The 12,200-nt window shown below is 50.2% G+C and carries 10 protein-coding genes; 2 read left to right on the top strand and 8 right to left on the bottom strand.

What is annotated here, in order from left to right:
- Nucleotides 1-272: 272 nt before the first annotated feature.
- Nucleotides 273-1,508: an MFS transporter gene (locus ACL2XO_RS12535; RefSeq protein WP_413724133.1), complete on the bottom strand. Its 1,236-nt coding sequence runs from the start codon at nucleotides 1,506-1,508 to the stop codon at nucleotides 273-275.
- Nucleotides 1,509-1,588: 80 nt separating this feature from the next.
- Nucleotides 1,589-2,554 (bottom strand): sugar phosphate isomerase/epimerase family protein, encoded by a 966-nt coding sequence (locus tag ACL2XO_RS12530; RefSeq protein ID WP_413742855.1) that lies wholly within the window; start codon nucleotides 2,552-2,554, stop codon nucleotides 1,589-1,591.
- Between the two features lie 292 nt (nucleotides 2,555-2,846).
- On the opposite strand from ACL2XO_RS12530, the gene ACL2XO_RS12525 reads away from it, so the two are divergent.
- Both ACL2XO_RS12525 and ACL2XO_RS12520 read left to right on the top strand, forming a co-directional pair.
- On the top strand, nucleotides 2,847-3,716 hold the full coding sequence (locus ACL2XO_RS12525; protein WP_413724131.1) for an SIS domain-containing protein: 870 nt from the start codon (nucleotides 2,847-2,849) through the stop codon (nucleotides 3,714-3,716).
- A gap of 20 nt (nucleotides 3,717-3,736) precedes the next feature.
- Entirely contained in the window at nucleotides 3,737-4,648 is a 912-nt protein-coding gene (locus ACL2XO_RS12520; RefSeq protein WP_413742854.1) for a ribokinase, read from the top strand.
- A gap of 172 nt (nucleotides 4,649-4,820) precedes the next feature.
- On the opposite strand, the gene ACL2XO_RS12515 is transcribed toward ACL2XO_RS12520, so the two are convergent.
- The 6 genes from ACL2XO_RS12515 to ACL2XO_RS12490 all read right to left on the bottom strand — a co-directional run bounded on the left by ACL2XO_RS12515 (nucleotide 4,821) and on the right by ACL2XO_RS12490 (nucleotide 12,017).
- Nucleotides 4,821-5,780, bottom strand: coding sequence for an ABC transporter permease (locus tag ACL2XO_RS12515; RefSeq protein ID WP_413743057.1), 960 nt, complete (start codon nucleotides 5,778-5,780; stop codon nucleotides 4,821-4,823).
- A gap of 71 nt (nucleotides 5,781-5,851) precedes the next feature.
- Nucleotides 5,852-6,856 (bottom strand): ABC transporter permease, encoded by a 1,005-nt coding sequence (locus tag ACL2XO_RS12510; RefSeq protein ID WP_413742853.1) that lies wholly within the window; start codon nucleotides 6,854-6,856, stop codon nucleotides 5,852-5,854.
- A complete protein-coding gene (locus tag ACL2XO_RS12505) occupies nucleotides 6,849-8,333 on the bottom strand; it encodes a sugar ABC transporter ATP-binding protein (protein WP_413742852.1) in 1,485 nt (494 codons plus the stop codon). The genes ACL2XO_RS12510 and ACL2XO_RS12505 overlap by 8 nt, the downstream gene beginning before the upstream one ends.
- Before the next feature lie 92 nt (nucleotides 8,334-8,425).
- Nucleotides 8,426-9,331 carry an autoinducer 2 ABC transporter substrate-binding protein gene (locus tag ACL2XO_RS12500; RefSeq protein WP_243701426.1) on the bottom strand — a complete coding sequence of 302 codons (906 nt, stop codon included), beginning with the start codon at nucleotides 9,329-9,331 and terminating at the stop codon, nucleotides 8,426-8,428.
- Nucleotides 9,332-9,786: 455 nt separating this feature from the next.
- The gene (locus tag ACL2XO_RS12495) at nucleotides 9,787-10,872 is read right to left on the bottom strand and encodes a DUF4432 family protein (RefSeq protein WP_413742851.1); all 1,086 of its coding nucleotides are present in this window, start codon (nucleotides 10,870-10,872) and stop codon (nucleotides 9,787-9,789) included.
- A gap of 284 nt (nucleotides 10,873-11,156) precedes the next feature.
- Complete coding sequence (locus ACL2XO_RS12490) at nucleotides 11,157-12,017, bottom strand: MurR/RpiR family transcriptional regulator (protein ID WP_132922110.1); 861 nt, start codon at nucleotides 12,015-12,017, stop codon at nucleotides 11,157-11,159.
- Nucleotides 12,018-12,200: the final 183 nt, after the last annotated feature.

The following is a 12,200-nucleotide window of genomic DNA, read 5'->3' as shown; positions in this document are numbered from 1 at the left end:
AATCGCCCGGATGGTGATACTGACGGAGGACCAGCTTGAGTTCGCCGCTGCGTAAATATGGTCATGCATGGTGGATTCCCACTTCGGCAATCCCCATGCCGAGCAATGCAGCGTTAATCTGGGCTTCTGGAGAGGACAGCATTATACCAGCGCTGCGAGGCTCAAAAGAGAAGATATGTCCATCATGGTTGCGAAATAGCCAAGGCGACAACCGTCCTCCCAGAAAACGGCCTCGCTCTCAGGCCGGTCTTTATGACAGAACAGTGGCGTGGTTAAACCGTTTTGTTGTTCAGCAGCACCACATGCTCGACTTCTTGCGGCGTTTTCAGGAATGGGGTCAGGACGGCGCTGAGTATATAAAGCCCAGCGTAAATCGCCAGTACCCCTCCCGCCCCCAACGGCGCATAAAATATACCGACGATGGCGGGAGCCAGAAAGGCTCCAAGACCGGCGCCCAGATTCAATACCGACATCGCTGCCCCTTTATTATCCGGCGCCAGCAGCGGGAATAGCGCGGAAAGCGGCACATATCCCGCCATGGTCACGCCACATAGGCACAGCACAAAGGTCATGAGGTAAAAATTATGCCCGGCAAGCTGCGGCGTTAGCCAAACCAGCATCAACACAATCGCGTAGCAGACGCCGCCTATCCACATAATAGTGTTGCGCCAGCCGAATTTGTCGCCAAAAAAACCGAAAAACAAATTGGCAAAGATAGCGACCATAAACACAGCCGACCACATATGCAGCCATTCTGTCTTTGAGTAGCCGAACCCGGCGAGATAGATCGGCAAGAATACTGCCAGCCCATATTGGGCAATGCCGTTTATGGACTTTACCACCAGACCGGTGGCAATTCTTGGACGTTTTAATATCGTTATGCAGGTCATTAATTCGGCTAGCGAAAAGGGGTGGATTTCATCGGCGGGAACCCTATCTTTATTGACGTAAATCGCCAGGACAGATCCGATAACCACAAAGATAGCCCCCGACCAAAGAACGTTTATCTCGCCCATCACCGGGAGTGCCAAAGAAGAATAGAACGGCCCTACAACACTCAAACCCAACGAAAACGTAAACCAAAACCAACCTACCGCAGTGGAGCGTTTTTCAAGGGGGGAGCTGTAGTTAATCCATATCAAAAATGAATAGGCAAACAAGGGATAGCCAAATCCGCGAATGGCATAAAACGGCAGCATAATATGCATATTCAGCATGGGCATGCCTAGACCGATGAATCCAATACTACCTACGACAAAGGCCAATAAACCGGCCAACATTATTTTTCTCGGTCCTAGGGTCTGAACCAACACACCAGATAGCCAGGCTGCCAGCGTCACCGTCACACCATAGAATGTCATCAAGAACGAAGCATCGGAAACGTGCAAGCCTTTTTCCACAAGATAAAGGGAGAGCCATGCCTGCTCTACCCCGTCCCCGACCATAAAAAGGGTGAGGCCGATATAGCCCCACAATAAGTTTCTGGGTAATCCAATTTTATCTAACATGTTGCCTCCGGACATTACTACAGCAATGCCTAATGAAAGATTATGGAAATAGAGAGATATCTATCAAACCTAAGCTTTTATTACAGCGATGTTTTTTTTGTAATGAGAGACAAAAGCAAGCTTTGGATTTTAATGGCATCCTGGGACTTGATAATTGAATCTATTTCATTCATAGATACGGAATCTATATAATCTGACAATATCTTATACATTTTGATATTTTGTTCACACTCTCTCACCGGGTCTTCCCGCTTGGGGAAAGTGTCAAAATAAACCAGTCCATCAAATTTATATTTTTTCGCATAATAGATATATTCAAGAGTCTGTAGAAGATGTACGGTACCGAGCATTAGCCCATCATCAAAATGACCATAGCCATCATTCAAATGGAAGCCCACCAGCCTATTACGCTGCGCGGAAAGAAACAGTGAGTAGGCCGGGTTCTCCTTTTTCATGATCATATGGCAGAAATCAAGGGTAATACCGAGATTTTTTTGCCCAACATCATCCAACAACATCAGGGTAGAACAGACATCGCCTATTAACGAAAAAGTACGTGGTTCATAGGGCTTATATTCAAAACTAAAGGTCATGTCGGGGTTTTCTGAGGTGATCCGTTTAAAAGCATCCACCGTATTGGCATAGGCGCGTTCATAATCCAATTGGAATGGATAATCGAAACCATCGTTGGCAAACCATAAGGTCACCGTGTCACCACCCAGTTCGCGACACACGTTAACCGCATCAAGAGTGGTTTGTATCGCTTTTTCCCTTAACTCCGCGTCTGGGTTGGCGAACTCTCCATCATTGAAATCTTTTTGGAAGCGAAGCGCAATTCCGCCCACTTTCAATGAAGATTCTTCAATAGCGTTTTTTATTTCAGCGATATCATTTTGTAAGAAATGTTCAGGATAGTTCAATTCAACATGAGTCAAACCTTTAACGGAAGACATCCGTTTGATGAGGTCCACTGTATCAATTTTGTTTGTATCAAAAAAAAGCTCCGGACGGGCTTTAAATGAATTAATCCGGGATGAAAATTTCATGAAAAATTCCTTCTTGCTTGTTAATAATGTCGTTATTTATAGGTGATAGAGGGGTCTTTTCAAAACAAAAAAATCATGAACACTTAAAGTTTTTTTACAGGCGTTATAGAGCCTAAAAAATTTCACTATGAGTAAAATAAAAAATTAAAAAAATGAGTTTAACCACTATAAATGTGATATGCATAACACTTTATCAACTTGCAAACATGATATTTTGATAGCAATAGTGCATAAATCAAATTTTGAGTAATATTTTTAGCTGCGCTCTTTTAAAAACAAGGTAACAATACGTATGCATCAGAGCTTAAAAGGAAGGGAAATAATACTCTACGCTAAAACCCTTGCGCCTACCTTGGGCAAAAAAGAGCGGTCAATTGCGCATTTTATCGAGAATAATCCCGATGTCATTTCGACAATGCGCATCAATGAAGTCTCGAAATTTCTCAAGGTGAGTATTGCTAGCATTACTAAAGTTTCAAAAAAATTAGGTTGTAGCGGTTTTCATGAGCTAAAAAACTCCATTAGCGAAATCAGCGCCTCAGATCAAGACAGTCTACAGCAAGATTTTCATATTTCTGCGCGCTATGAAGATATACTGGAACGTACTTTCTTGAATTCAATTCTGGCGCTCCAGGAATCATTGACTCTCATTAATTCTGAAGTATTTAATCAGGTCGCCTTACTATTAATAAATTTCAACGAAAATAATAAGATTATCCTGGCTGGGTGCGGTGGTTCAAGGTCCATCTGTGATGATTTCCACCATAAGCTTCTTAAGATAGGCATTTTTTCAAACGTTTATTACGATTCTCATATGCAGCAAATGTCTGCTTCATTAATGAAACCGGGGGATATACTCTTTGCTGTCTCCCATTCAGGGAAAACGGCGGATGTCATCAATATGCTGAAAACGGCGCGTGAAAATGGTGCTGACACGGTTTCAATTACAAATTATTTCAATAGTCCGGTCACTCAAGTGTCAGATTATGCGATTATTTCATCGGTTAAAAATAATCCCATTACCGGAGAAAATGCTTCTACCCGAATTGTCCATCTTAATATCCTGGATGCTCTTTTTACCATTCTGGCCAACGAACGCGGTCAAAAAAGCCAGGATAGTTTACAAAAAACACGTGATTCAGTGCAATCGAAACGAATTTGAAAATAGTTTGGGGAAATATTATGAAAACTGACGTACTGGTGGTCGGAAGTTTAAACTTCGATATTCTGATTAAACAGTCAAGGCTTCCCTTTATCGGAGAGACCTTTAATGGCGAGGACCTTTATCAGATGCCGGGCGGTAAAGGGGGGAATCAGGCGGTACAATGCGCTCGCCTAGGGCTAAATGTCAGGATGGTGGGTTGCGTTGGTGAGGATTTGTTCGGTCAGGAGTTAATCAAATCCCTAGAGGAGAATCATATATCCTGCTTTGATATCAAACAATGCGGCGCCTCTGGCTTGGGACTGGTACAAATACTGCAGGACGGGAATTATTGCAGTACCATCATCAAAGGTGCCAACTATCACCTGGACGTCAGAGATATCAAGGATGATTTTTTCGCCGACGCTCCGCTAGTCATCCTGCAATCTGAAATCCCCGAGAATGTGGTGAAAAAAGTCGTTGACCGGGCCCGACACCATAACTGCATTATCTTATTGAATAATGCCCCCGCCAGGTTTATTGAAGACGAGATGCTAAGTAAGGTCGATTTCCTGGTGATAAACGAAACAGAAGCGTCGTTTATGCTCGGTTATCAAGTCAATACTCCTGAGGATGCCTTTAAGGCAGCGGCAACGTTAAAGGGCCGAGTGCGGAAATCCGTTATCATCACCCTCGGCGAAAAAGGATCGGTTGTCATTTCAGATGAGGTAAACAACCATTTCCCGGCGGTCAAATGCGATAACGTGGTCGATGCCACAGGGGCCGGTGATTCGTATATCGGCGCGTTGAGCTATGGCATTATCAAAAACTTGCCGTTGGCCGAGTCTATTCGCTTTGCGTCGGAAGTCAGCGCTTATTCTGTGCAAAATTACGGTGGACAGGGTTCTTTCCCCACCCTGGAAAAACTACAGGCGTTTCCCGAATACTCTTGAAGATGATGCCCAAGGGCCGGGGCATCAGTTGCTCGATAACCGGTGTCCATACCGTTCTCGGCGCCGCATGCTCCGGCAGGGCTTAGCAAAGCCACTTATCGGCGGCCGGCGGGCCGAACATTTTTTGGTCTGCCGGAACGTCGGGGAAACCGTGTTCAAAATAGGGAAGGTGCTACGTTTTGGCGACCTTGCTCGACGTCTTTGATCTTGCGGATATCCAGTCCTTTAAGACGACGCTACCGGAAACGAGGATCAGGATGGCCCCCCATAATGCCAGAGTGATGAACTGACTGAGATCCAGCAGGATTGACGCGGTGGACATCAATTGCAGTATCACCAGCGACAGGATTACGCCGCTGACTTTGCCGAAGCCACCCAGCGGATCAACGCCGCCAAGCACGGCGGCCAGAATGGCAATCAGCAAATAACTCTCCCCGTAAGCGGCATTGGCCGAATTGAAGCGCGCCATCATGATGACCCCCGCGACGCCGGACAAGAGTGCAGAAAGCAAATATACCCAGACCAGGCTGCGACGCGTGTCGATACCGGAATATCGGGTGGCCCGCTCGTTTGAGCCGATCATGGCGATAGCGCTGCCCAGCGGGGTCTTGTTGACGAAAATACTCAGAGGGATGACGACAATGACAAAAATGATCAGTGCGATAGGTACGCCCAACAGGCTTCCATTGCCGATAAACACCACCGGCTCTGGAAAACCGGTAATGACATTGCCATGGCTGAAACCGATGGCAAGACCCTTCACCGCGGTCATGGTGCCAAGGGTAGCCAGCATGGGCGGAACCCGCAGATAGGCTACCAACACCCCGTTGAGCAAACCCACCAGCGCGGCCAGTAATAATCCCACAAATAATGCCCCTGCCTGGATCAACCCCCAGACGACACCATGAGTTCCCGGGATCCAGGACGTGAGCATGTAGGCTATCACCAGCGCACATAGGTTCGCCGTCGCAATGATGGACAGGTCAATGCCGCCCGAGAGCATCGGAATCATCATGGCCAGGGCCAGGAATCCCAGTTCGGGGAGCTGAAAGGCCATGGACCTCAGCCCGGCGGGGCCGAACAGCTTGCCCCCCTCCAGAATGCCCAGTCCAACCACCATCAGCGCCAGCATGATAATCAGGCGTGAGTTGGTGGCGCCCACCCGGTTCTGGATATTGCCATAAAGAGTGCTTTTACCTTGCGTCATGCTACTGCTCCCGGTTCAACGATCTTGTTGTGGCGCTTCTTGGTTTCCATTGCCATCATGATCATGGCCGCGATAATGACCAGTCCGGTGCTAAACAGCGACCAGTAAGACGAGACGCCAAGCAGAATCAAGCCATTTTGCAAAATGGCGATCAGCGCCAACCCCAATAGGGTTCCCAGCACCGTGCCTCTCCCGCCGATAAGGCTCGCGCCGCCTATCACAACCGCCGCGACCACGTCTAGCTCACGCCCCACCAGGGCGGTAGGCGACACCGATTGCACCAATTGCGCCTGCGCCAATGACGCAACTCCCGCCAGCGCGCCCATATAGCCATACACCAGCATATTGAGCCTGTAGACGTTGAAGCCGACGCGCTGGGCCGCGTCCGGATTGCCTCCCATTGCGTAGATCTGACGGCCGATATTACTTCTGTTGAGCAGCAGCCAGGTCGCCAGAAAAGCCAGGACCAGGGCGATGATTTGTAAATTCACCGCATAGGTATCGCCATTCGGATCGGTATGGAAGACAAACTCAAAGCCCGCATTGAACCAGTCCGGTAAGGCGAAAATGTCTGCTCCGCCGGTCACGGTCAACAAGATGCCGAAGAATACATTCAAGGTGGCGATGGTAATGATCATCGCCGACGTCCTCAGCGAGTTCACCAGCAGACCATTGATCAAACCCAGCACAACGCCCAGACCGATGGCGATGGCAAATACCCCGGTCCAGCCTATCCCGTAATGATTAGCCGCGGTAAGCGCCGCGAACTGCGCAATGGACGCCGATGCGGTAAATGACAAATCAATTCCGCCGGTGATAATGACGACCAGCAGGCCCGCCGCGAGTATGCCGATAAATGCCGTGGCTCCCAGGACATCCACCAGATTTTGCAACGTGGCGAATTCAGGGGAATGCACTGACAGGAAGAGCGCCATGAGTACCACGACGATCAGCAGACGGCATTCATGCGTATGCACGAAACGCTGGATAAATTCACGCATTGAGGGCCTCTTTCAATTCTTTTTCCGAGCAGCGTCCGGGAATATATTCACCGTACAATCTCCCCAAGCGCATCACGAGCACCCGATCGCTGTGGTAGTACACTTCCGGAATTTCGTCTGAAATCATGATGATCGCAATGCCGCGTGCGGCAAGGTTTCGGACCACCTGATAGATACCGTCTTTGGCGGAGATATCCACGCCCACGGTGGGGCTGTCAAGAATCAATAGATTGGGATGGGTAGCCAGCCACTTGGCGAGCACCACGCGTTGTTGATTTCCCCCGGAAAGGGTTTTCACCTTATTCTCCGGATTTCCCGCCTTGATGGACAGTTCATCTATCCCATGCAGCACGGTAGCGCTGTACAAATCATCCCGGATCAGACCCGCCTTATTTACCAGCGATTCCACCACAGACAGAGTGATGTTTGCGCTGATGGACTGCTCCAGAACCAATCCCAGCGACAGTCGGTCTTCCGGTAAATAAGCGATCCCCCGCTCAATGGCGTCACGATTGGAACGCATATTCGCCGACTCGCCGTTTATCACTATCTCTCCGCAATCGGGGCGCGTCATGCCGAACAGCGACAGTGCCAACTCTGTGCGCCCGGATCCCAGCAGTCCGGTCAGGCCGAGGATTTCCCCGCGCCGGACATCCAGATTGATGTCCTCATATTCGCCGGCGCGCGAGAGACCCCGCACTTCAATGACCGTCTCCGTATCCGGCCGGTCTTTTGCTTCGCACTGGTAGCTGAATTCCTTGCCCGTCATCAGGGTCGCAAGCTTACGGTCTGACATTTCCCCGGCATCGTAGGTACCGAGTTTCACGCCATCACGCATCACGGTCACACGATCGGCGATTTCCAGGACTTCATCGAGCCGATGGCTGACGAACACAATAGTGATGCCGCGTTTCTTCAACTGTAGCGTCAGCAGCAGTAGCGCATCCACCTCATGTCGCGTAAGCGACGAGGTAGGTTCATCCATAATGACCAGACGAGCGTCCGCGGCCATGGCCCGGCAAATAGCCACCAGCTGGCGCTGGGCAATGGAGATATCGGCCACTTTGTCATTGAGACGCAGCGAGACGCCTATGCTTTGCATGGCGTCGGCTGCAAGCCCGGTGATTTTTTTCCAGTTAACCTGTTTGAACCCGCCCCCGTGCAGGCCAATAGCGATATTTTCGGCCACGGTCAGGTTGGGAAACAGGGAAAGATCCTGATAAATCACCTGAACGCCAAGACGGGTGCTCTCTACCGGCGTCAAATGGTCGATTTGATTTCCATCTATCGTGATTACCCCACCCGGCTCCGGTTGGTAAACACCAGACATAATCTTGATAAGCGTCGACTTGCCGCATCCGTTTTGCCCGCAAAGGCAATGGACCTCGCCTTTTTCCAGTCGGAGACTCATATTCGAGAGCGCATGAACGCCGCCAAAGATTTTTGATATTCCATCGAGTTGTAAAAAGACTGACATCGAGATACCCCGGTTGTGATTATTTAGGGCACAGGGAGGGTGGCTTGATCCCATGAAACCAAGCCGCCCTCAATGCTTGCAAGACTTGCCGGCTAGAGTCCGAGCTTGATGAGATCGTTGATATTGTCTTTGGTGATAAGCAGGATGCGATCAACCATCACCACATGATTGGCGCTATCGACGGTGGCCTTGCCCAGGCCGGGTACCGTCATACCGGTTTCAAACTTGGTATTGTCCAGCGCCAGGCGCGCGACGGCGGTCATTGCCAGCCCGGCCTCCTTCGGGCTCCAGAGGAAGCCTTCCCGAATCACGCCAGACATGATGTAAGCCTTCGCCTGGGATGGGATCGTCGTGCCCACCAGCGCAATCTTCTTTTCGAGGTGGCGTCTCTTCAGTACGTTGCCCACGCCAATCGGTCCATTGGAACCCATGGACATGATACCGGTTACGTTCGGATAAGCCTTGAGTATATCCTGTGTAACGCGTTCGGATTCATCGATAAAGTCGGCGCCCGGGAACCTGTCGGCGGCCAGCTTCATGTTGGGATAATGGGCTTTCTGGTAAGCGATGGCGGCATCAGCCCATTGATTGTGGCCGGTGGTGGTCAGGGTGCCGACGAGAATGACATAATCACCCTTCTCGCCCATTTCCCGGGCCAGCGCCTTCATTTGGGCTTCGCCGTAGGCTTGTGCGCTCATGAGCTCGACGTCCCAGGTCTTGCCGGGCTGGTTCGGCCCCTCTTGGGTAATCACCATGATCCCGGCATCGCGGGCGCGCTGCACCACCTGAGCGGTGACATTGGTGTCAAGGGGAACCAGACCGATCACGTCGACTTTTTTAGCAATCAAATCTTCGATAAGCTTGACCTGCTGAGCCGGGTCGGCTCTGGCAGGCCCTACCATGGATGTTTTAAGATTGAACTGCTTGCCGCCTTCTTCCAACCCTTGATTGAGAATATTGAACCATGGAACGCCAGCTTCCTTGACCACGGTAACCATTGTCTTAGTCTCAGCGGCAGATGCGAAACCCGGCCAGCCGATACCCCCTGCCGTAGAGATCAGTACAGAAATGCTCATTAACGTAATAAACATGCGGCGATTCATTTTGATACCCCTTATTTATCATTGATATACTGGCGCATCGTACTGTTTAGCATATAAGACCTGCGAGACGGCGCTGCCAACAAACCAAGGCAACCAGCCACGCTTACTATCAGTGCCGTAGAAATAGCTAAACATTAAGTAATTCACGTAATTTTAGAAATTAGTAAATATAAAAGGTGCTATGGCTAATCTAAAGCACCTCTTATCGGCATCTGGAACAAACCGCATGAATTGTCCCTGCTGCAAAATCGACTTTACTAGAAAAAATAGTAAAGTAAATTTTATTGCTCACAAAAGTGCCCATATTTGATTCAGCTCACAACTCGGTTTTGTCATCACGGCAAAACCTCTTATAGAGAAGCCCGGATAATAGACTCTTCCATTGCGGACTCTGCCGCACTCAAATAACCGAGCTTAATGCTGAATCCTGCGCTTTCGCCGCCGGCCAGCGAACGTACATTGCCGAACTGTTTTTCTGCGTAATATCCCTCCACCCCGCAAGTGGCGGGCATCGCGAAGGCACAGACTTTCTGCTTGTTGTTGGCCAGAATCCACCGGACGAGGTGTGAAAAATCGTCAGCGTCGTATTTCACCGCAAAGGCATCGCCTCCGGGCCGGCGCAGCATGACATGAACGAGCCCGTCTGCGGCTTTCTTCAGGTTTTTCAGATAGAAGACCAGCTCTGGATCGAAGCCCAGGCCAGGATCAATCACTTCGGTCGCACAGGGATCTTCCTTCATCCTGGCAAGCCGCGCCAGGTACTCGTCGTTGGCTTGCACTATGGCCGGCACTGAGGTTCTTACCACCGTGTCGGCACGGTCAAAGCTGGTCGGCTGGATGATCCGGCCGCCTTCCACGAAGGCGAAGTTGGCGTGGCACATGTACATCAAATCCATCGCATCCAAAGCGAGATTCTCCACCTCCATTTTAATCTCGAAGATCGCTTTATTAGGCCGAATCACCACGCGAGGACGGGCCATATAGTGATCACCGAAACCCATAAGGTATTCGCGCTCCCCCACCACCGCCATCCACGGCCCTTCAATGTCCTCTCCCATCTCGATACCCGCCCGATCCATCGGCGCCAGCGGCATTTCACCATGTAAAGGATGGCGGTCGTGCTCCCCCGGATTGCCGTTATGCAACAGCCCCGAATGGTACATGAAGCAGCCGTAGGTGCCGACGATATCGTCAGCCTGACGCGGGGTTTTGAAGCGGCTTGACATGGTGAGATCGACGCCATCGAACATGGCTTGCCAAATCATTTGGCCATAGTATGGCAAGACCACCAGATGCCCCCGGCGGTTTTTCAACCGAACCGCTTCAATGCCGGATTCATAGCGAAACAATTCGGCGCTTAACCCTTCCGTGTTGACGATTTCAAGCGGGCAATGGTTGAAAAACGTTTTATTGAGCCTGATTGCAGCGTGCTTCATCGGAGCCTCCTGTGTAGATCAGATTTGATGTTTCTTTACTGATTAAACATGAACAGTAAATCTTCCACCTAAATCTCACAACAAACACGGCGCCGTTGATCCTGCGTAAAATTCGAAAATGAGAGTTGCGACACGCTTGGATTCTTTGCAAGCAAGGCGGTACTTTTCTGGAAAGGCTGCAAGAGGAAAATTATGGCTGTTGAAATCTATCACTGCCGCTGGGGTTGACAGAGCCGATTCCAGTTCGAAAGGGTGACGATGTCGGCTTTGATGATTGGAAAGCCTTATTTTCTTTTGTGGGCTACCGCCATCATGGTACGACTGAGCTGAAGCTCCGCCAGCGCGTAGTCACGCTGGGCGACGACAACGAACAAGGCATCCAGAATATTGAGTTGCGCCACACGAGCGGCGGCGTTTTCTCCTGTCAAGGGAGAGCCCCGCGCCGTGGAACACAAAACCGTGTCCGCCAGGCCGGCCAGGGGTGACTCTGAATAGTTGGTGATAGCGATGACAGGTACATCGTTGGCTTGGGCGGCCTTGACCGCTTCAATGAGGTTTTGGGTCTGGCCGGAATGGGAAATGGCTAATACGACATCTTTCTCGCCCAGCAACGATGCCGACATCAGCATCATGTGAGGATCGTCATAAACGGTTGCGCGTACGCCAATGCGAAGAAATTTGTGTACAGCGTCCCGGGCTATTTGCGCCGATCCGCCGAAACCATAAAAATCACGCTGCTGCGCTTTGGCCAACAGGTCAGCAGCACGCACAAAAGCGTCCATGTCAAGAATCGCTAAGGTTTCTTCCAGCGCCTGCGCGGAGGTTCGAAATACCTTGGTGACGATTTCCCTTGCCGTATCCGTGGGAGAGAGTTCCTGGTGCATCTCGGTAATAGGCAATCGGTTGTATTCGGCGGCCTTGCTGCGCAATTCACGAAACCCGGCAAATCCGAGTTTTTTTGCCGTCTTAACCACCATTGCTTCTGACATCTCGCAGAGACCGGCGATATCTTTCAACGCGACGTGTTCATCGAAACCGCTCGACAGTACCGCGTTGACCAATTTCGCTTCCAAGGGGGTCAGCACCGAAACCATATCACGCAAGCGGGGACCAATGGCGCTTGCATCATCGATGGGATTGACCATGAAGCCCTGTTTCCTTAGCAAACTTTATTGATTCGTAAACATATCATGCCCAAAAGCACGGTGCTATGGGATTTAACGGCAGAACGGCTGCCGGAATTTTGTGAATCACCTCTTATTTATAAACAATAGTTCTGCCCTGTCTTGCCCGGCCGGAAACCCGGTGCTAGTTTGATTATCTAATTC

Origin of the sequence: Sodalis sp. RH15, assembly GCF_047324255.1 — a bacterium.
Taxonomy (GTDB): domain Bacteria; phylum Pseudomonadota; class Gammaproteobacteria; order Enterobacterales; family Enterobacteriaceae; genus Acerihabitans; species Acerihabitans ligni.
This window is presented reverse-complemented; position numbering and strand designations above follow the sequence as displayed.